This is a genomic window from Lysinibacillus sp. FW301-JW8 (assembly GCF_058788755.1).
The window spans coordinates 26,996-48,692 of the sequence record NZ_JBYTBB010000030.1; the positions used below are offsets into that span (position 1 = coordinate 26,996).

Consider the following 21,697-nt stretch of genomic DNA (forward strand, 5'->3'; position numbering starts at 1 on the left):
TTTATGGGGGTTACGATACGTCTAGGAGGGGCTATTTTGAAAAAAAATATGTACACCCGAATAACGATCGTGCTATTTATTATCGGTTTGATGATAGCGGTACAGTACAATACTATACAACAACCAGCTGAGCGAGATACACGAGATATTTGGGCCATAAGAGAGGAATTAGCAGAAGAAAAACAAAGACATTCCACATTATTAGCAGAAATTCGCTCACTCAATGAAGTAGTGGGTCGCTATGAGCAATCTGAAAAAGCAAGTTTACAGGCAGCTTTAAATGAGACATTGAAACGTTTAAAGCTTCAAGCGGGCTTAACTGAAGTTACAGGTCCAGGAGTTGTCATACGTGTAGAGCCAGCACAAGAATTAGTGGAAATGGGATTTGACATTCAAGAAATTTCACCTGATTTGCTGACTCAACTATTGAATGCTTTGTTTAAAAACAATGCGGCTAGTGTTTCGATAGATGGAAATCGCGTTGTACATACAACAGCAATTCGAGACATAAATGGAAAAACGACTGTGAATAGTGTAGCACTGTCATCGCCTCCTTTTGAAATTTATGTTGGGACAAGCTCTTTTAAGGAAGCTCAAAAAATGTACAATTCGTTACAAGCTTCAACATTTATTGATTCCTTTTATTTAGATAATTTTAATCTAATAATTGAAGAGCCGACTGAACAATTAACAATCCCAGCATTTGATCAGCCATTGACAAATGATTATTTAACAGAGGTGAAAAAAGGAGAATAAAATATGTGGCTACCATTTTTAGGTTTGATATTTGGACTTGCCCTAGGCTTGTTAACGAATATACAAATTCCCTCTATCTATGAAAATTATCTGTCAATAGCAGTTTTAGCAGCTTTAGATACTTTATTTGGCGGAATTCGTGCTCAATTGCAACAAGTATACGATGATAAAGTTTTTGTGTCAGGCTTCTTTTTTAATATAATCCTTGCAGCAGGTTTAGCCTTTTTAGGAGTGTATTTAGGAATAGATTTGTATTTAGCTGCCATTTTCGCTTTTGGAGTACGTTTGTTCCAAAATATAGCAATTATTAGGCGTATTTTACTAACTAGGCTAGATGAAAAACGTCACAAAAAGAAGAAAACTTCCATAGAATGAGAGAAAAATTGAGCAAATTACTCGATTTGCTTAGACATTACGCCAAATTTACAATAGAATGAAAATAAGAGCATTTTTCAAGGAGGTGCAGCGAATTGAATCAGCAAGATTTATATATTTCCCTTGATATAGGATCGTCCTCTATCAAGGTATTAATAGGTGAAATGAGTGACGGACAATTACATGTAATTGGCGTCGGAAATGTAAAATCGAATGGCGTTCGAAAAGGTGCGATTGTTGATATTGATGCAACAGTTCAATCAATTCGAAAAGCAATCGAACAAGCAGAACGAATGACTGGCTATCAAATCAATGAAGTTGTTCTGGGTGTTCCAGCTAACCAGACGATGTTACAGCTAGTTAAAGGTGTTGTCGCTGTAAATAGTGAAAATAGAGAAATTACAGACGATGATTTAGACAGAGTGGTGGAATCTGCACAAGTCATGTCAATACCTCCTGAACGTGAATTGGTGAACATTATTCCAAGACAATTTATTGTGGATAACTTAGATGAGATTAAAGATCCACGCGGTATGATTGGAATTCGTCTAGAAATGGATGCAACGATGATTACAACTTCCAAAACACTTTTACACAATGTTTTACGTTGTGTAGAGCGTGCAGGATTAAGTATACGAGAAATATATTTGCAACCGCTAGCAGCAGGCAATTTTGCACTAACAGAGGATGAGAAAAACCAAGGGACAGCCTTTATTGACCTGGGGGGAGGCTCAACTACTATTACAGTGTTTGAAGAGGGGCTGTTAACACATACGGGTGTAATACCAGTTGGTGGTGATCATATTACGAAAGATATTTCAATCGTTTTAAAAACACCAACAGAACAAGCTGAGCAAATTAAACATCAATTTGGACATGCCTTTTATGATGATGCATCAGATGATGAAATCTTCGAAGTACCAATTGTTGGAACAGATTCAACTGATCAATATAGTCAGCGCTATATATCAGAAATAATTGGTGCACGCTTGGAAGAACTTTTGGAGTTAGTGATTGACGAGTTAGCACGTCTAGGTGTCCGTGATTTACCTGGCGGTGTTGTTTTAACGGGTGGTGTTGCAAAGCTTGAAGGTATTGCTCAACTGGCACGTCAAATTCTGCAAACTCGTGTTAGAATATATACACCCGATTATATTGGCGTTAGGGAGCCTTCATTTACGACGGCAGTCGGACTTATTCGTTACGCCTATTTAGAAGATGATTTTTACGGAAAAGGTACGAATACGCAACCTATTGAATATGCGGTTGTAGGGTCTCCAACAGCCACACCTAAGAAGCAAGAATATGCTTCAACTTCCGAATCAAAAGGAAGCGTAATCGGTAGAGCAAAAAAATTATTTGATAAGTTTTTTGATTAACTAGAATGCGTAATGAATGATACAGAGTCGAGTTACCGTGGGAGGAAAAAAAAATGTTAGAATTTGATACAAGTGTTGATCAACTTGCAGTAATTAAAGTTATTGGTGTTGGTGGCGGCGGTAACAACGCTGTCAATCGAATGATAGAGCATGGTGTGCAAGGAGTAGACTTTATCGCAGTAAACACAGATGCACAGGCACTAAATTTATCAAAAGCAGAAGTGAAGCTTCAAATTGGAGCAAAACTTACTCGTGGTTTAGGCGCAGGAGCAAATCCAGAGGTAGGAAAAAAAGCTGCCGAAGAGAGCCGTGAACAATTAGAAGAGGTTCTACGTGGAGCGGATATGGTATTTGTTACAGCTGGAATGGGTGGAGGAACTGGTACTGGTGCAGCGCCAGTCATTGCACAGATCGCTCGCGATTTAGGTGCTCTTACAGTTGGTGTTGTTACGCGACCATTTACGTTTGAAGGTCGTAAGCGACAAACTCAGGCTATCGGTGGTATTGGCGGCATGAAGGAATCTGTTGATACTTTAATCGTTATTCCGAACGACAAACTACTACAAATTGTCGATAAATCTACGCCGATGTTAGAGGCATTCCGTGAAGCTGATAATGTTTTACGACAAGGTGTACAAGGTATTTCAGATTTAATTGCTACACCAGGTCTTATTAACTTAGACTTTGCAGATGTAAAAACAATTATGTCTAACAAAGGTTCTGCATTAATGGGGATTGGTATTGCAACAGGTGAAAACCGTGCTGCAGAAGCAGCAAAGAAAGCCATTTCAAGTCCTTTACTTGAATCTTCAATTGATGGCGCTAAAGGTGTCCTTATGAATATTACTGGAGGCTCCAACTTAAGCTTATTCGAAGTCCAAGAAGCGGCAGATATTGTAGCTTCAGCATCAGATGAAGAGGTAAATATGATTTTCGGTTCTGTTATTAATGAAAATCTAAAAGATGAAATTATTGTAACCGTGATTGCGACTGGCTTCTCAGAAGAAGTATTACAACAACAACGCAATACTCCAAGACCTTCGTTAAATACAAATAGACAAGCTGTACAACAACAGCAAGCACCTATTCGTGAACAACGTCAAGAAATGCATGTTCAACAAGAGCAGCCTCGTCAAAATCAACAACAATATGGTCAGGATGATATGCTTGAGGTACCAGCGTTTCTACGTAATCGTAAAAACCGCGGATAATATCTCACTTCTAAAAAGCTCGTATTTTACATTTGTAGAATACGAGCTTTTTATATTTGTCTGTAAAGTTGTTCAAATGTGTAAGGAAAACATGTATTTTGTCAAAATATTTTAAGGAAATGATGCGATTGTTTGACAATATTTGTGAGCATAACATGCTAACTTTGTAAGTAGGAGGCGGCTGTTATGTATGGAGAATGGCTGGTGCTCATTAATACGCTATTTAATCTAGCGATACTCACGTTTACGGCAAAAGTAACAGGGGTTTTTGTAAAGAATACAAGATTATTAATGAGTTCGGTTTGTAGTAGTTTTGTAGCTGTTATAGGTGGTCAATTGCTGTGGACAACATTACTGAGCTTTATTCTATTAATTGGCATAGCTTTTCGCTTTAAGCTTCGAAGTTTTCAAAAACAAGGGCCAATTGTTTTAACAGCAACAATTATTATTGGAGGGTTACTTACAGCATTACAACCTTATTTAAAAAATCTTTCTGTCGTCCATTTTATTATTATTTGCCTGCTGTTGGCTATTGGTAATCTAGTTGTTTTTTATAAGCAATGGGGATTTGTAAAGCTTGAGCGTTTAAGTGGTCAGTTTGTTTTTGATACAACATTAACAATTTTTGATGTAACAATACCGCTCTCTGCTTTTGTAGACACAGGGAATCAAGCAATTGAACCTCTATCAGGAAAGCCAGTTCACTTTGTCTCTTATACAGCGTTAAAACCACATTTACCTGCAGCATTTTGCAAATCATTATTAGAATGGCAAGAAACGGATCCGTATAATGTATCCATGTTTTCAGAAGATTATCAGCGTTTAATTCGGTTTATTCATGTCAATACAGTACAACAGCAATCAGTTGTGCTAGGTTTTCGCTTTAATGAGTGGCAAATAAAGGGGGAGCCCCCACAAGTGAAAACAAATGAATATATCGTTTTAACAAAGAAGGCTAAAAATTTTCCACATAGCACAGCAGCAATTTTACATTTTTCAGCGCTTTCAAATAACTCATAGAGGGGGAGAACTATTGCTTCTTAGGCTACTTGCTAGCTTGAAAAAATTATGGAGTAAGTTTCGGAGTCGTGAAACGTACTATATAGGGGGAAATGATTCATTGCCAGTGCCATTAAGTCGAGAAGAAGAAGTTACAGTCATTGCATCCTTTATGAATGGTGATTTACGAGCTAGAGACACACTAATTGAACGTAATTTACGTCTTGTTGTTTACATTGCTAGACGTTTTGATAATACGGGTACGCCGATTGAGGATTTAATTAGTATTGGCTCGATCGGTTTAATTAAGGCAATTGAAACGTTCAATACGGATAAAAATATTAAACTTGCAACGTATGCTTCCCGTTGTATTGAAAATGAAATTCTCATGCATTTACGGAAAACAAGTCGCATGAAAGGTGAAGTTTCGCTAGACGAACCACTTAATTCTGATGCTGATGGCAATGAATTACTATTGTCTGATATTTTAGGCACAGAAGAGCATATTATTTTAGACAATGTAGAAAAGAAAATTGAGCGTCAGCATATGTTTCATGCTATTAATTTACTAGGTGCGCGTGAAAGATACATTATGGAATGTCGTTTTGGCCTCAATGGTAAAGTTGAAATGACACAAAAAGAAGTTGCGGATCATTTAGGGATTTCACAATCTTATATTTCCCGATTAGAGAAGAAAATCATTCAAGATTTACGTGAAAATTTAAACCAGCCAATATCTTAGAGAGGGAAAATTAACCTACCTAAAATTGGTCATAGCTTTTGTGCATATTCTCGTTTCTCTCGGACAAACTGATGTCACGGTTTAGTCAGAGAATAACATCCGGAGGAATCGAATATGCGAACTAAAGTAGATCTTTGCGGCTTAGATACATCGACTTTGCCAATTTTAAAGCACGAGGAAATGAAGGAACTCTTCATCCGATTACAAGCAGGAGAAACCGAGATTAGAGAAGAGCTTGTGATGTGCAATTTAAGGTTAGTGCTCAGTATTGTCGGTAGATTTGCCTATAGGGGTGAACAGGCAGATGATTTATTTCAGGTAGGCTGCATCGGCCTCATGAAAGCCATCGATCATTTTGATTTAAAGCATAATGTGCGATTTTCAACATATGCTGTACCAATGATTATTGGAGAAATTCGTCGCCATCTGCGTGATCATCATGCGTTACGCGTTTCTCGTTCTTTAAGAGATATTGCGTATAAAGCAATGCAGGCAAAAGAGCAATGGATAACTGACAATTTACGAGAACCAACGATTGAAGAAATTGCAGAAATGATTGACATGAAAAAGGAAGATGTTTTATTCGCTTTAGATGCCATTCAAGATCCTGTTTCTTTACAAGAGCCTATTTATTCAGACGGTGGAGACGCTGTTTATATGATGGATCAATTACGTGATGATGATGTATCTGAAGATCAATGGGTTGCCTACGTGTCGGTGAAGGAAAGTTTGCAAAAGTTAGATGAACGACAACAAATGATTGTTGCCAAGCGCTTTTATTACGGTGAGACACAAACAGAAATTGCAAAAGAATTGGGAATCTCTCAAGCGCAAATTTCACGTCTAGAAAAAAATGCGATTGAAACAATGCAGAAAGATTATAAGTAGTAGACAATGCGCACCAGAGCTTTCGGTGCGCATTTTATCTTCATTCAGCAAATGTTTTTTGTATCGAAAGTATAGCGGCAGATACAGAAGACTCCCATCTCTACAGATGGGTTGGCCTAAAGCTCCCGGCGGATGTCACGGATTTTCAAAGGAATGAATAAAGGATGTTAGCCTAAATTCTTCGCATCCTGCGAAAACGGCTAACTGACCTGCATCGGTAAAAACGCCACGTCCTGTGGCATTACCGAAATGACCGACATCGTATCGGCCCTCGTGCAGGCCTAGGCACAATCCAAAATCCGGACGTATTGTTTATCTGTGCGAAAGCGAAGCGACAGCAACAAATGTTTTCTGTAGCGAAAGCAAAGCGGCAGCTACAATTACGCCAAGGCGAAATTGATCTTCATTCAGCTATCTAACAATACATAACATAAATATAAAGTGACAGCATACTTTGATGGAGATAATAGTGGATGTCATAAAGTAATTGTTACAGGAGGGATATAATGCGTTTTTCAATGTTACAACAAAAAGAAGTTATTGAAGCAGGTAATGGGCGTTTTTTAGGGTTTGTTGTAGATGCAGAAGTGTCAAAAGAAACAGGCTATGTGACAGCGTTTATGATTGCAGAGCCGCGAAAATATCTTGGGCTTTTTCGAGGTGAAGATACTGTTAGAAAGGTCTACATGAAAGATGTACTTGTTGTTGGGAAAGATGTTATTTTAGTAAAAGCATTATCTTAAATTTGGTTGCCTATTTAGAGCCAAGCTATTTTCATTTACTATGAATGATGCAACTGTCCTTTCATATTAGGTCAGGCTATTCATTGATAATTCAGGCATAGCTTGTTACAATAAAGGAAACTATTGTTGTAAAGTTGGGAAAAACAGTGACAAAAATCTTAACAAATTTAAACAGAATTAATGATCTTATACATGCAGCCCAAAAACGTTCAATTTGGGAAACAGAGAAAGTTCAAATTATTGCAGTAACAAAAGAAGTTTCAGTTGGAAGAACACAAGAGGCAATCAATGCAGGACTTCTTCATTTAGGAGAAAATCGTCCAGAGGGCTTAAGTCGAAAAATAGAAGCAATTCAAGAAGATGTAAATTGGCATTATATTGGTTCTTTACAAACACGTAAGGTAAAACAAGTGATTAACCATATTGATTATTTACATTCATTGGATCGATTAAGTTTAGCAGAAGAAATCGAAAAAAGAGCAGACAAACCTGTAAAATGCTTTGTTCAAATTAATGTATCAGGTGAAGAATCAAAACATGGTTTAACGATTGAGGAAGCCCTACCTTTTATTCAATCTTTAGCAAGTTTTACGAAAATTCAAGTAGTAGGTTTAATGACGATGGCACCAAATACAGATGACGATGACATGATTCGCACTGTTTTTAAGCAATTAAAACAATGTCAACAGCAAATAGCCGAGCAGGGATTCGTACATGCGCCTTGTACCGAGTTATCAATGGGCATGTCTAATGACTTTGAAATTGCGGTAGAGGAAGGGGCTACATTCGTTCGAGTCGGAACGGCTCTTGTTGGAAATGAAAGAGGGGAACAGGATGAGCATGAAAAATAAAATTAAAAACTTCTTTTATCTAGAGGAAGAATTAGAAGAAGAAATCACGCAAGCTCCTATTCAACAGCAACAACAACCCGTACATCATCAGCAACCGATTCATTCAGTAAAGCCTAAAAAGGTTATGAAAGAGCGCAAGGCACCCATTCACGAAATTGTTCCACAGAGTGCTGCACCTGCAAACAACATTGTTAGCTTACAGGCAGCCATGAACTCTAAAGGGGCAAAGGTTGTATTAGTAGAACCTAGAGTCTATGCTGAAGCACAGGATATCGCTGAACATTTAAAAAATAAACGTGCAACAATCGTCAATCTACAACGAATTGAACGTGAACAAGGCGTACGAATTATTGATTTTTTAAGCGGCACAGTTTATGCACTTGGCGGCGATATCCAAAGAATTGGTAAAGATATCTTCTTATGTACACCAGATAATGTAGAAGTGTCCGGCGAAATTTCAAATTTTATTTTAGACGATAATTAATAGCGAGGATTGTAGTTTATATGACTTTTTATTATGTTTTAAGGTTTGTATCATTAGCATTTGATATTTACTCACTGATGTTAATTGCATACATTTTAATGTCTTGGGTACCTGCTGCTCAAAATTCATCTATTGGACGCATGCTGGCAAATGTATGTGAACCGTATCTTGGTATCTTTAGACGATTTATTCCGCCAATTGGCATGATTGATATTTCTCCTATCGTGGCAATTTTTGTCCTTAATTTTGTTCAAAGAGGAGTTATTATTGTCATTCAAAAAATATACTTTATGTTTATGTAAAAGAAATCCTCACAAATGGTGGGGATTTTTTATTTTAGGGAATACTAATAAACGATAAGTAGCTAACATAACTAAATTTTGGTTACCAAACATGAAAATACCAATGAAATTGTACTAGTAAAAGAGAGATAATAGAGGTGTAGTTAAATGGAGCATTTAATACAACATTTTAGAAAAGAAGAACAGCCTTTTATTGAACAAGTGGTGAATTGGCAGCGAGAAGTGGAGGACCGCTACGCACCAAAGCTCACTGATTTTTTAGATCCTCGTCAGCGCTTTATCGTAACATCCATTATTGGACAATACGACACATTGCAAACGGCTAGTGCTGGACTTTTTAATGAGGCAGAAAGACAAAGAATGCTCATTTATCCCACTTATTATGAGCCAGTGGAGGAAGATTTTCAGTTTACAGTGTTTACCATTCAATATCCTATAAAATTTGTACAATTGCGTCATCCAGATGTACTTGGCGCATTATTATCATTGGGGTTGAATCGAAGTAAGTTTGGTGATATCCGCGTTGATGAACACCATGTCCAGTTTGTTGTAGCAAATGAGATAGCGGAGTATGTCCGCTTGCATTTAACAGGTATTGGAAAGGTGAAGGTTCATGTAGAATCCATGAAAGAGGCAGAGTCGCTTCTGCAAAATGAGGAAGAATGGCTAGAAGAGTCTCACACGGTTACTTCAATGCGGTTAGATGTTATTATCGCAACAATTTTAAAGGTTTCTCGTCAAAAGGCACAGGCTTTAATAACGGGTAATAAAGTGCGTGTCAACTGGACAGAGCGAGATACAGTTGCTTTTGAATTACAAGAGGGGGATATTTTATCTATACGGGGTAGTGGTCGAGTAAAAATTCTAATGACAGAAGGCCGTACAAAAAAAGATAAAATCCGTTTACAAGTCGGTCGTTTGACCCAAAAAGGTTGAAAATCAAGTGAATTTCATTAATTTTTACTGCTAAGTTGTCGGAACAATTGTATAATAGAAAATACGAATGTACATGTAAAGGAGAGAAGGATCGTATGCCATTATCACCTATTGATATACATAATAAGGAGTTTACAAAATCCTTCAGGGGCTATGCTGAGGATGAAGTAAATGAATTTTTAGATCAAATTATTAAAGACTACGAAATTTTATTACGTGAAAAAAAGGACGTTGAAAAACAGTTAGAGATGGCCTTAGAACAAGCTAGGCATTTTAACACTTTAGAGGAAACGTTACAAAAATCAATTGTTGTAGCACAGGAGGCTGCCGATGAGGTGCGAAGAAATTCACAAAAAGAGGCAAAGCTTATTGTGAAAGAAGCAGAGAAAAATGCTGATCGTATCCTCAATGAAGCTTTAACAAAGGCTCGTAAAGTAACAATTGAAATTGATGAGCTTAAAAAGCAATCCAAGGTATTTCGTAATCGATTTAAAATGCTTGTAGAGGCACAGCTTGATCTATTAAATGCAGATGACTGGGACCATTTGTTGCAATATGATATAGATTTAACAGAAATTCAAGCATCTGTGGGAGAAGCACAGGAATCAGATCAAATTTAACATTTATTTTGCGTGACGTATGAGCGCAATAAGTGAAACTTGACGTGATTGTTTGATTTTCATATACTAATGAAATAGTAATTATTTTAAACAGATATGCATACTGGCAGAGACGAAGACAGTATTTGTTAGGCGTAGCAAAGCGATTTGGGGATAGTGTGAGCCCAAACAAGCAAATAACAATGAACATCACTTCAGAGCTAAATAACTGAATGGAAGTAGGTTATTTCGTGATGCACAACGTTAACGTGCTTAAAGAGGTAGTACAAATTTGTGCTACAAGTAGGGTGGTACCGCGAGTATAAGCTTCTCGTCCCTTAGTGGGGATAGAGAGGCTTTTTTTATTTGCTTAATTTCCAACGAACAGCTACTTTTCTTTCGTTAAATCGTAAGCGATGAAAGAAATACTTAAACGTGTTGAATTCGCCAAGTGCTGTCATATGTATATGAATGCCTTAAGCATTAGCTTTGTTCTTTGTGTGTAAAATTAAAGGAGGAATAGAAGTATGGTTGAATATAAGGATACTTTATTAATGCCTAAAACAGATTTCCCGATGCGAGGAAACTTACCGGCAAATGAACCAAAAATGCAAGAAAAATGGAATGAAATGGACATTAACAAATTACAGATGGCGCGTACTGAAGGACGTCCTGAGTACGTACTACACGATGGTCCTCCCTATGCAAACGGTGATATTCATATCGGTCATGCACTAAATAAAGTGTTAAAAGATATGATTACACGCCATCGCTCTATGAATGGTTTTCATGTAAACTATATTCCAGGCTGGGATACTCATGGTTTACCAATTGAGCAGGCTTTAACAAACAAAGGTGTAAAGCGTAAAGAGATGTCTGTTGCGGACTTCCGAAAACTATGCGAAAAGTATGCGTACGAACAAATCGACAATCAACGAGTTCAATTCCGTCGTTTAGGCATTCGTGGTGATTGGGAAAATCCATATATTACTTTAAAACCAGAATTTGAAGCTCGCCAAATTGAAGTGTTCGGGAAGATGGCGGAAAAAGGCTATATTTATAAAGGCTTAAAGCCAGTTTACTGGTCTCCTTCTTCTGAATCTGCACTTGCAGAAGCGGAAATTGAATATCAGGATATTAAATCACCTTCTATTTATGTAAGCTTTGCTATTAAAGATGCTAAAGGTGTAGTACCAGCCGATGCTAAAATTATCATTTGGACAACAACGCCTTGGACAATTCCAGCGAACTTAGGGATTTCTGTAAACCCTGAATTTATTTATGTAGTTGCAGCAGTTGCAGATAAAAAATTCATCATTGCTAAAGAATTATTAGAAACAGTTGCTAAAGAACTTGATTGGGAATCCTATGAAGTTGTTCAAGAAGTTAAAGGTGAAGCACTGGATCGAGTTGTTGCGCAGCATCCATTCTATGACCGAGAATCTCTTGTGATGGTTGGTGAGCATGTAACGGCTGAGGCAGGTACTGGCTGTGTTCATACAGCACCTGGTCACGGGGAAGATGACTATTATATTAGTAAGCAATACGGTCTGCCAATTTTAAGCCCTGTTGACAATAGTGGCTGCTACACAGAGGAGGCACCTGGTTTTGAAGATGTGTTCTATAACGATGCAAATAAATTAATTACCGAAAAATTACAAGAAGTAGGCGCACTAGAAAAGCTTAATTTCTTTACGCACTCATACCCACATGACTGGCGTACAAAAAAACCAGTTATTTATCGTGCAACACCACAATGGTTTGCGTCTGTTGAAGCATTCCGTGGTGAGTTACTAGAGGCTGTAAAAGCAACAGCATTTACACCTGCTTGGGGTGAAACGCGCCTTTACAATATGATTCGTGACCGTGGTGACTGGGTAATTTCACGTCAGCGTGCATGGGGTGTGCCGATTCCAATTTTCTATGCTGAGAATGGTGAGCCAATCATTACACCAGAAACAATTGCGCATGTTTCTGCGTTGTTCCGTGAGCATGGCTCAAATATCTGGTTCCAAAAAACAGCTAAAGAACTATTACCTGAAGGCTTTACACACGCTGGTAGCCCGAATGGTGAATTTACAAAAGAGAATGACATTATGGATGTTTGGTTTGATTCAGGGTCGTCACATCAAGGCGTGCTAGTAGAACGTGGTATGAAATATCCAGCAGATTTATATTTAGAGGGTTCTGACCAACACCGTGGCTGGTTCAACTCATCTTTAATTACGTCTGTTGCCATTAATGGCTATGCTCCATATAAGGGACTATTAACACACGGTTTCGTACTGGATGGAGAAGGACGCAAAATGAGTAAATCATTAGGAAATGTCATTATTCCGCAAAAGGTTATGGATCAATACGGAGCTGATATTCTTCGATTATGGGTTGCCTCTGTTGATTATACAAGCGACGTACGTATCTCAATGGATATGCTAAAACAAGTATCTGAAGTTTATCGTAAAATCCGAAACACATTCCGTTTCTTACATGGTAATGTAGCTGATTTCGATCCAACTAAAGATCGTGTAGCCTATGCAGATCTTCGTGAAATGGATCAATACGTTTATATGCGTCTGCAAGATGTCTTAAAAACTGTACGTACTGCCTATGATCGCTATGATTTTGCAGCTGTATACCATGCTGTTAATAACTTTGTTGCTGTAGAGTTATCCTCATTCTACCTAGATATTGCAAAAGATGTTGTATACATTGAGGGCACTGACAACAAAGATCGTCGTGCAATGCAAACGGTGATTTATGATACATTAATGACGTTAGTAAAAGTAATGACACCTATTATTCCTCATACAACAGATGAAATGTGGTCTTACTTACATGCTCAAGGTGTAGTAGAAGAGGGTTCTGTACAATTAACTGATTTCCCAGAAGTTGATGTACAAGGGAACTTCGAGGAACTGCGTGCAAAATGGGTGAAAATTATTGATGTTCGTGATGATATTCTAAAAGCTTTAGAAGAAGCCCGTAATGCAAAAACAATCGGTAAATCTCTTGAAGCAAAAGTAACTGTGTACGCTAAAGAGGATGTTGCTGCATTATTAAATGATGCAAGCATTGATTTTGCTCAACTTTCTATTGTTTCAGCCTTTGAAGTAGCATCTATTGATAAGGCACCAGCGGATGCGTTAGTGCTTGAGCACGCATCTATTGTTGTTGAGAAAGCAACAGGAGAAAAATGTGAGCGCTGTTGGTCAATTTCTGAATCAGTTGGTGCAAATGAAGCACATCCAACAGTTTGTGCGCGCTGTGCAGAAGTTGTAGAAAAATATTACGTTTAGAAATAATATTAATTGTGATGAAAACGCAAGTCTCCAAAATTGGGGGCTTGCGTTTTTTGATGAGACTATCATGTAATAAAGCCTATGTATAATTATTTAGTGAATTGCATTCTCGCCCTTTACTGGGTGTGGCCTGTCTCACGCATAGAAAGCACCAATCGTGGTGGACTTTTTATACTACTAGTTATGTTGGTTGATGAAACATGAAGATGGGCGTGAATGCACTTTTTATTTAAATAAAATTTCTTTTGTGTTGCGGTAGTCTGTTGGAGAAATGCCTACATATTTTTTAAATGTCAGGCTGAAATAATTTGGTGTGTTAAAGCCACAGATGGAGGAGATTTTCTCAATAGTATAGTCGTATTTTCTTAAAAAAGGCAATGTTTTAATGATACGGGTAAAGGCTACATAATCTACAAAATTGCGACCAGTTTCCTTTTTGAATAATCTGCTAAAATGTGTGGCGCTGAAATTTATATATTTGGCAACATCACTGATTGTAATTTGCTCATCATAATGCTCCTCTATATAAAGAATGGCCCTTTGAAGCTGTTCCTGTTCTGTTAAGTCTTCATAAAATCTTGCATGTATATTGTCAACAGGTGGTTTTCTCCTTGCCTTTCGAGCTTGGCTGTAGGATTCCTTCACTTGCATAGGATCATGAAAGACGCTTCCTATCCCCATAAATAGATGAATACAATACTCCTTTTTTAAGATCTCAATTACCTCATACAGAGAGTCCGCTCCTTCTGTCCAATGCTTAAACGAAGTAATTTCATTAGGTATACGCATCAGCAGCAGTAAATAACGTTCAAAATTTAAAAAGGAAAGAGAGGCTTTATCTGCAAAGCCCTGGCGAAACATATTGGTAATAACGCTATTTGCATCCTGAGGAATACATCGATTTTCATGTATATCGATATAGCCTTGAATTAAAAAAACAATATTTGGGATACAATCTTTTGATAAAAAGGAGGCAGATTGAATAATTTCCTGCTCATTTTCAATTTCTCCACGAATAAGCCGTTTTAAAAAGGCTTCTCTGAAAGGTGAGGTGTGGTCTTGTGAAATTTGCTGTGATAACTCAAGCATTGTAAGTGTGCTTGCTTGTTTTTCTTTATAAGATGTATAAAGTTTTTTTACAATTCTGATGAATTTTGATTTCTGTAAAGGTTTTATAAGTAATGCAGATAAATTTAATTCAATCGCTATACCAGTTGAGTAGGTAAGGTGTTCTGCAACAATAGGGACAATTAAACTATTAGGATAATTTCTTTTTAAACGATTTACCTTTACCCAATCAAATAAGTGGTTAATATCATAGATAAAGATTGCAACATCCTCTGTATTAGGCTGATTACAATTAATAAAGGTATTCGGTAGAAATTCTTCTAGCCAGTTGCTCATCTGTTGTTTTTCTAAGTAACTTTCCATGTACCAAACAATATTTAAAATGGTAACAACTCCCTTCTATTATAACGATAAAAGTATTTTAACTTAAAATAGCGTTTTTTTGTACTAATACAGCAATATTTTGTAACTATATTATAAACAAAATAGAATAGAATAATTGTAGTGAATAATAATTTGAAATTTCAGATAATTATTTGCGTATAGAAAAAAAGGGGGAGTTGAAATATGGCGGAAGTAGGAAGTAATGATTACGAGTACGTGGAAGCTGGAACAATCGATATTAAGGATCTTCCACCACTAGATGCAACTACTAACAAAATTATGAAAGATGAGCTTACTACAGGTTTTGGCTTAACGGTATTTTATTTCATTTTAATTTTTAGTATTCCGATTATGAACTGGTTTGCTCCGGAATTCGCATTTAAGAAAATTTGGGGCGGAATGACGGTAACATGGTTTGTTACAACTGTCATTATGATGGCTATGGCTTTTATTATTGCCTATGTCCATACAACATTGTACGAAAAACGCCTAAAGAAATATGAAGTAGCTAATAAGTAGGTTTGGGGGGAAATACTGAATGATGAAAGCTCTATTGGAACCGAAAATGATAATGACCATTGCTTTAATGGGAACAATTGTATATATTACGTATTTAACGAAAAAAAATACAACCGCATCCGATTTCTTCGTTGGGGGGCGTAGCTTCGGATGGTTTACAAATGGTTCAGCAATTGGTGGGGATTATTTAAGTGCGGCAACATTTCTTGGGATAGCCGGACTAACCTTCCAATTGGGGTATGATGGTGCATACTATGCATTTTGCTTCTCTATAGGTTTAACACTATTAGCTATTTTTGTGGCTGGTCCATTAAGACGATTTGGTGCATTTACTGTTGCCGATTTTTTAGCCTATCGTTTTCATAGTAAGCGAGCTCGACTAGTTGCAGTAGCGGTTGTTTTAGCGATTTCTGGTTTCTATGCCGCTCCACAGTTACTAGGTGCTGCACAAATTTTAAGCATGTTCTTTGGTACTTCATACGAATTTGGCATTATCTTTACATGTGTAGTGATGATTTTCTATGTTGGTATAGGTGGCATGAAAGGAACAACCATCAATCAGGCTCTAGAGCTTTGGATTCGTCTTGGTGCATTTTTAGTCATGTTGATTGCTGCAATGTATAGTGGATTACACTACGATAAGATTTTAGCTGCGATTAATTCATTTAGTGGTCCAATTACGGGAACTTCACCATATGCCCTAGATGGAAAAGATATTAATTTTGATGGTGCAGCTTGGACTGGGACAGGCTTCTATTTCCCAACATTTTGGCAAACCATTAGTATGACAATTGGATTAGCATTAGGAACAATTGGTCTGCCGCATATTTTACTAAGATTTTATACAAATCCAAGTGCAAAGGCAGCTCGTAAATCGGCATTAATGGCGATTGGAATTGCCAGTACGTTTTTCTTATTAGCTGTATTTTTAGGTGTCGTAGGTCGAGCTATTTTTATCTCTGGTACAGCAAGTGGAGAGGTAATGCGTGATTTAGTGCTTGGTGGAAATAATATGGTTATTCCTACGACAGCACTTGCATTAGGTGGGAAGTGGCTTCTTGGACTTGTTATAGCGGGGGCATTTGCTGCCATATTCTCTAACTTATCGGGGCTATTCATTACAAGTTCAGGAGCATTGGCACATGATTTATATGCGACTGTTATGAAAAAAGATATTACGCAAAAACAACGAGTAATCGCAGCGAAGGTTTCCATTGTTTTTTTAGGGATTATTTATGGCGCATTGGGCTTGCTTGTAAAGGATGCATCCATTGGTCATTTAGTAGCTCTAGCCTTTACCGTTGCAGCGAGTACATTTACACCAATATTTATTTTAGGTATTTGGTGGAGAGGGATGACAGAAAAAGGAGCGATTGCAGGTTTACTAATTGGACTTGGTGTTTCCATGTGGATGATTTTTTTACCAGGGACATTACCGAGCTTCCTACAATTTAAAATACCTGGAATTGTGACAGTACCAGCTGGCTTCCTTTCAGTAATCATAGTCTCTTTATTAGATCGAAAAGTACCTGCGGATGTAAATGATTTTATGAAGCGTGTGCATTCAAAAGAATCTGAAACTGTCTAATTTAACTTCTTTCAGCAAATGTTTTTTGTATCGAAAGCATAGCGGCATGTTTTATGCGCGTAAGCGTAGCGACAGCGGCAGATACAGAAGTCTCCTACCTCTATAGGTGATGAGAGGAATGCGAATTTAAGCTACTTTTCAGCGGGTGTCCAATCACCAGCTGAAATAGAGGAACTCAGGCTAAGATCTTCACATCCTGTGAAATCGCCTGAGTGACCAATATCGTGTTGACCCAAAGCCCCTGGCGGATGTCACGGAATCGGAAAGGAGTTAATAAAGGATGTTAGCCTAAAATCATCGCATTCATGCGATAACGGCTAACTGACCTGCATCACGCAGCCCTAAGCACAAAGCCGATTCCGGACGCAAATATGCCGAGGTATAATTGATATAAGCTATATCCATTTGCTTTATAAAGTGATGGGTATAGCTTTTTTTATCTTATCTAAAACATATGTCTTATTGAAAAGTTGATTTTGTTAATGAGGCGACACATCGAGTATCTCAAAGAATGTTACTCAATTGTTTGGAAATGAACCCTAAATTATAATAAATAAGGCTATTCTTTTGCTTATAGATCGTCCAACACATGCTATAGTACTTACAATTAATGTTAGAAGGAGACGTCGATTTATATGTCAGTTATACAAGCTACCCTATCGACAACTAGAGAAACCGTGCAGGCTTTTCAAGAAGTCAGTTCACAATTACATAAAGAGCCATCACTCGTGTTGTTTTTTGCGAGTACAGTTCATCCTTTTGATCAATTAACTTCTTATTTTCATAACAAATATCCAAACAGTGAAGTAGTAGGAATAACAACAACTGGCGAAATTGGTCCAAAGGGATTTTCTGAATATAGTCTAAGTGCACAAAGCTATGGCAAGGATTTTGGACAGGTAAAGGCTGTATTAGTGGAAAATATTGAGAAGTATCCAATATTTGCACGCGATCATTTAAAACACAGCGCAAAAACGCTAGGCTTACAACTAGATAGTCCACAAATTGCTAAAGAGGGTCTTGCATTAGTCTTCCCAACAGGTTTAGTTGCTGGCGAGGAGAAAATGTTATCAATCGTAAATTCTATTTTTCGTTATGATGGCTTCCCGATTTTTGGAGGAACTGCAGGAGATGATGCAAAATTTGAAGAAACCCTTGTCAGCTTGAACGGGTGTCAAACTTCAAAGGGAGGCATCGTTATATTTATAAAACCTAATCTGCAGTTTTATATTCAAAAAGAAAATATATTTAAGAGTACAGGAATTGAATTAAAAATTACGAAATCAAATCCTGAAAAACGAATTGTCTATGAAATCAATCATGAACCAGCAGCAAATGCGTATGCCAAAGCTTTAGAGATAAATGTTCAACAATTATCAAAGTATTTTATGAAAAATCCTTTAGGGCGACGATTTAATGAGGAGTTACTTATTGCTTCTCCATTTAAAATAGAACAGAATGGGGCTATTGTTTTTTATTGCCAAGTGTTTCAGGATACTGTTGTTGAATTATTGGAGCCTAAAGATCCAATCGCAACATTACAATCAACTTTAGCAGATTTTACGGCTCATTTTAATTCACTTGAAGGTGTATTAGCATGTAATTGTATTTTACGAAAATTGCAGTTTCAAGATCAGCAATTATTTCCAGCGCTGAATGCCCAATTAAGAGAATTGCCTAGTTTAGCTGGATTTTGCAGCTATGGTGAACAGTTAAATAAATCATTAATTAATCAGACCTTAGTATTGTTAGGATTTGGTAAATGATAGATAGGAGAAAAAAACATGCTAAAACAATTTTTCAGACAGTCTAGGGATGAACAAAATAAAGCAGTGCTGATACAAGAAATTAATGGCTTAACACCTGAAGAAAAAAATATGGTTTTAAAAGGGATGTTCGATTTGATTGGACTGTTAACCACTGCGAATGAGAATAATGCTAAAGAAGATAGTATGATGATTGAACAGATAGAGAATATCAAAAAAGTACTTAACACCCAGCAGCAAACAGTTTCTAAGGCAAATGAGAGTGCTGTCAATATAGTAAATGAGACAGAAAGCTTTTATGAAATTACAAATGCTGTAGAGGGAAAAGGAAAAGAAAATATTTCTCTAGTCGCAGAAGGTAATGAAAATATACATTTATTATTGATGCAAATGAACAAAGTTATGGATGTGTTTAATCGTTTTGAACAATCCATGAAAGAGGTGCAAGTTGAGACTGGTCATATTACAGCTTTTACAAAAATAATTAGTGATATAGCTGATCAGACGAATCTTTTAGCGTTAAATGCATCCATAGAAGCTGCTCGTGCGGGTGAGCATGGGAAGGGTTTCGCAGTTGTTGCTGATGAAGTACGAAAATTGGCGGAGCAAAGTAAAGAGGCATTGGTACAAATTCGTACGAAAATTTCGGATATAGTGAATCGAATCGATGGAATCACGACAACAATGCTTCAGGAATCTAAAGTAGTCATTGAGACACAGGATATGGCTACGACAACTAAAAGTTTTTTTGAAAGAATTAAGCAGTCAGAACAAGAGTTGTTTTCAAATATGCAAATAATTCAGCAGGCTACAAATCAGACACTGTTAGAAGTAAAGCAATTCCAGCAACAGCTTATTGATATTATGGACGACACTGAAACATCTATTAAGGGCATTAATCAGCTTTATTCTTTTTCACAGGATAAGTTTTATAATGCTCACAATATTACCTCCTATGTTTCACAATTGAATTATTTGATTGAGGCAGTTCATCATAATCGACTGTAAAACAATCTTTCCGAAAATAGTATGTTGGGATATACTTCCTGACATACTATTTTCTACATAGAGTTTTCTCCTTTTAGTGAACATCATTAGAACATTTCAAAAAAATGCTGTGCAAGTGAATCCGCTATAATTTCATGCTATATTAGTTATTCTGAGATGGGCTGTTATGGTAGAATAGGTTAGATGTTGAGCGAACGGAGGAATGTTTGTGTATAAGTACTATGGATTGGCCGCATTTGTAATCCTTTTAGATCAATGGACTAAATGGCTGATTGTCAAAAATATGGAATTTGGTGAACGGATTGCAGTATGGGACCCATGGCTTGGGATACTATCTCATCGAAATAGAGGTGCAGCATGGGGAATGCTAGAAGGACAAATGTGGTTATTTAGCATTGTTACAATAGGCGTTATTTGTGCGATTATCTATTTTTATCATAAAGAAGCAAAGGGAAAGCCAGTCTTTCAAGTAGGCTTAATGTTTTTATTGGGTGGAGCTATTGGTAATTTTATTGACCGATTATTTAGAGGCGAAGTGGTCGATTTTGTAGATGTATTAATTCCGGTCATTAATTATGATTTCCCAATCTTTAATATTGCGGATGCAGCATTAACAATTGCAGTTGTTATTTTAATGATTGGCTTAATTGCAGAAGATAAAAAAGAAAAGAAACAGGTGAAACAATGACGCAAGTAGCATATACAATGGAAGAACAGCAGCAGGGAGAGCGCATTGATAAGGCACTTTCAAGTGTGCAATCGGAATGGTCGCGCACACAAATTGGAAATTGGATTGCAGAAGGCATTGTCAAAGTAAATGGCGATGCGGTTAAGGCGAAGTATAAGGTAAAAGCGGGAGATTTGGTTGAAATAGATGTTCCTGAAGCAGAACCATTAGATGTTGTTGCTGAAAACTTAGATCTTGACATTGTTTATGAAGATGCAGATGTCCTTGTGGTGAATAAGCCTAAGGGAATGGTTGTACATCCAGCACCCGGGCATATGACGGGAACACTCGTCAATGGTTTAATGTATCATTGTAAGGATTTATCAGGCATTAACGGTATTTTGCGTCCAGGCATTGTCCACCGCATTGATAAGGATACATCAGGACTATTAATGGTTGCTAAAAATGATGCAGCTCATGAATCATTAGTCAATCAGCTAGTCAATAAAACAGTAACACGTAAGTATACTGCGCTTGTTCACGGGCATATTGCACATGATAAAGGAACAATAGATGCACCGATTGGCCGTGATCAAAAGGATCGTCAAAAGCAAGCGGTAGTGGATAAAGGTAAGCATGCTGTCACACACTTCCAAGTCATTGATCGTTTTGGTGATTACACATTACTTGAATGTCGTTTAGAAACAGGACGAACTCATCAAATTCGTGTGCATATGAATTATATTGACTATCCACTTGTAGGTGATCCAAAATATGGTCCCAAAAAGACAATAGACTTTGGTGGACAAGTTTTACATGCAGGTATTTTAGGCTTCAATCATCCTACATCAGGTGAATATTTAGAGTTTGAAGCACCACTTCCTGCTGATTATGAACAATTATTAAATGATTTAAGAAATAGGCATTGACGTTTAGCAAAAGAAGGTCTATACTAACGAAAGTGAATGAACTACTAAATAAAATATTCACCTTTAATGGCAGTCCAGAGAGGCTGAGAAGGTATATGTGATCGTGTTGCTAATAATTTGTGCTGCAAATTATTCAACATGCCTTTTAAACACGTATTCAACCCTCTCAGGCTATTCGCCTCGAGAGGTTTTTTTATGGACACA

General features: G+C 37.2%; 21 protein-coding genes and 1 other annotated feature. Of the genes, 20 read left to right on the top strand and 1 reads right to left on the bottom strand.

Going from position 1 to position 21,697, the window contains the following annotated elements:
- Positions 1-36: 36 nt before the first annotated feature.
- The 14 genes from AC3WOM_RS13440 (at position 37) to ileS (ending at position 13,561) form a co-directional block, all read left to right on the top strand.
- Positions 37-756 (top strand): DUF881 domain-containing protein, encoded by a 720-nt coding sequence (locus AC3WOM_RS13440; protein ID WP_427540785.1) that lies wholly within the window; start codon positions 37-39, stop codon positions 754-756.
- Between the two features lie 3 nt (positions 757-759).
- On the top strand, positions 760-1,131 hold the full coding sequence (locus tag AC3WOM_RS13445) for a small basic family protein (RefSeq protein ID WP_402778091.1): 372 nt from the start codon (positions 760-762) through the stop codon (positions 1,129-1,131).
- Between the two features lie 95 nt (positions 1,132-1,226).
- The gene (gene ftsA / locus AC3WOM_RS13450) at positions 1,227-2,510 is read left to right on the top strand and encodes a cell division protein FtsA (RefSeq protein WP_427540779.1); all 1,284 of its coding nucleotides are present in this window, start codon (positions 1,227-1,229) and stop codon (positions 2,508-2,510) included.
- A 53-nt stretch (positions 2,511-2,563) separates the two neighbouring features.
- On the top strand, positions 2,564-3,721 hold the full coding sequence (gene ftsZ / locus AC3WOM_RS13455; protein WP_427540776.1) for a cell division protein FtsZ: 1,158 nt from the start codon (positions 2,564-2,566) through the stop codon (positions 3,719-3,721).
- A 186-nt stretch (positions 3,722-3,907) separates the two neighbouring features.
- Positions 3,908-4,741, top strand: a complete 834-nt coding sequence (locus AC3WOM_RS13460) for a sigma-E processing peptidase SpoIIGA (protein WP_492447249.1) — start codon at positions 3,908-3,910, stop codon at positions 4,739-4,741.
- Between the two features lie 13 nt (positions 4,742-4,754).
- On the top strand, positions 4,755-5,462 hold the full coding sequence (gene sigE, locus AC3WOM_RS13465) for an RNA polymerase sporulation sigma factor SigE (RefSeq protein WP_009373518.1): 708 nt from the start codon (positions 4,755-4,757) through the stop codon (positions 5,460-5,462).
- 114 nt (positions 5,463-5,576) lie between these two features.
- Positions 5,577-6,350 carry an RNA polymerase sporulation sigma factor SigG gene (gene sigG / locus AC3WOM_RS13470; RefSeq protein WP_004227313.1) on the top strand — a complete coding sequence of 258 codons (774 nt, stop codon included), beginning with the start codon at positions 5,577-5,579 and terminating at the stop codon, positions 6,348-6,350.
- Positions 6,351-6,856: 506 nt separating this feature from the next.
- Positions 6,857-7,093, top strand: coding sequence for a YlmC/YmxH family sporulation protein (locus AC3WOM_RS13475; protein ID WP_427540771.1), 237 nt, complete (start codon positions 6,857-6,859; stop codon positions 7,091-7,093).
- Positions 7,094-7,239: 146 nt separating this feature from the next.
- Complete coding sequence (locus AC3WOM_RS13480; RefSeq protein ID WP_492447250.1) at positions 7,240-7,944, top strand: YggS family pyridoxal phosphate-dependent enzyme; 705 nt, start codon at positions 7,240-7,242, stop codon at positions 7,942-7,944.
- Entirely contained in the window at positions 7,928-8,428 is a 501-nt protein-coding gene (locus AC3WOM_RS13485; RefSeq protein ID WP_427540765.1) for a cell division protein SepF, read from the top strand. Before AC3WOM_RS13480 ends, AC3WOM_RS13485 begins: the two co-directional genes overlap by 17 nt.
- Positions 8,429-8,448: 20 nt before the next feature.
- On the top strand, positions 8,449-8,730 hold the full coding sequence (locus AC3WOM_RS13490; protein ID WP_427540762.1) for a YggT family protein: 282 nt from the start codon (positions 8,449-8,451) through the stop codon (positions 8,728-8,730).
- A gap of 147 nt (positions 8,731-8,877) precedes the next feature.
- Entirely contained in the window at positions 8,878-9,666 is a 789-nt protein-coding gene (locus AC3WOM_RS13495) for a YlmH family RNA-binding protein (protein ID WP_492447251.1), read from the top strand.
- Between the two features lie 95 nt (positions 9,667-9,761).
- A complete protein-coding gene (locus AC3WOM_RS13500; protein ID WP_427540756.1) occupies positions 9,762-10,286 on the top strand; it encodes a DivIVA domain-containing protein in 525 nt (174 codons plus the stop codon).
- 100 nt (positions 10,287-10,386) lie between these two features.
- Positions 10,387-10,607, top strand: a binding site (T-box leader).
- A gap of 185 nt (positions 10,608-10,792) precedes the next feature.
- Positions 10,793-13,561, top strand: a complete 2,769-nt coding sequence (gene ileS / locus AC3WOM_RS13505; RefSeq protein ID WP_492447252.1) for an isoleucine--tRNA ligase — start codon at positions 10,793-10,795, stop codon at positions 13,559-13,561.
- Between the two features lie 228 nt (positions 13,562-13,789).
- On the opposite strand, the gene AC3WOM_RS13510 is transcribed toward ileS, so the two are convergent.
- Positions 13,790-14,968, bottom strand: coding sequence for an AraC family transcriptional regulator (locus tag AC3WOM_RS13510; RefSeq protein ID WP_427540750.1), 1,179 nt, complete (start codon positions 14,966-14,968; stop codon positions 13,790-13,792).
- A 231-nt stretch (positions 14,969-15,199) separates the two neighbouring features.
- Here AC3WOM_RS13510 and AC3WOM_RS13515 point away from each other — a divergent pair, with 231 nt between their 5' ends.
- From AC3WOM_RS13515 to AC3WOM_RS13540, 6 genes are all read left to right on the top strand, one after another.
- Positions 15,200-15,535, top strand: coding sequence for a DUF485 domain-containing protein (locus AC3WOM_RS13515; protein WP_427540747.1), 336 nt, complete (start codon positions 15,200-15,202; stop codon positions 15,533-15,535).
- A gap of 19 nt (positions 15,536-15,554) precedes the next feature.
- Positions 15,555-17,123, top strand: a complete 1,569-nt coding sequence (locus tag AC3WOM_RS13520; protein WP_427540744.1) for a sodium/solute symporter — start codon at positions 15,555-15,557, stop codon at positions 17,121-17,123.
- Positions 17,124-17,758: 635 nt separating this feature from the next.
- Positions 17,759-18,889 (top strand): FIST signal transduction protein, encoded by a 1,131-nt coding sequence (locus AC3WOM_RS13525; protein ID WP_427540741.1) that lies wholly within the window; start codon positions 17,759-17,761, stop codon positions 18,887-18,889.
- Between the two features lie 402 nt (positions 18,890-19,291).
- Positions 19,292-19,897, top strand: coding sequence for a methyl-accepting chemotaxis protein (locus AC3WOM_RS13530; protein WP_492447261.1), 606 nt, complete (start codon positions 19,292-19,294; stop codon positions 19,895-19,897).
- 208 nt (positions 19,898-20,105) lie between these two features.
- Positions 20,106-20,585 (top strand): signal peptidase II, encoded by a 480-nt coding sequence (lspA, locus tag AC3WOM_RS13535; RefSeq protein ID WP_286926154.1) that lies wholly within the window; start codon positions 20,106-20,108, stop codon positions 20,583-20,585.
- A complete protein-coding gene (locus AC3WOM_RS13540) occupies positions 20,582-21,493 on the top strand; it encodes an RluA family pseudouridine synthase (RefSeq protein ID WP_492447253.1) in 912 nt (303 codons plus the stop codon). Before lspA ends, AC3WOM_RS13540 begins: the two co-directional genes overlap by 4 nt.
- The last annotated feature ends 204 nt before the right edge of the window (positions 21,494-21,697 follow it).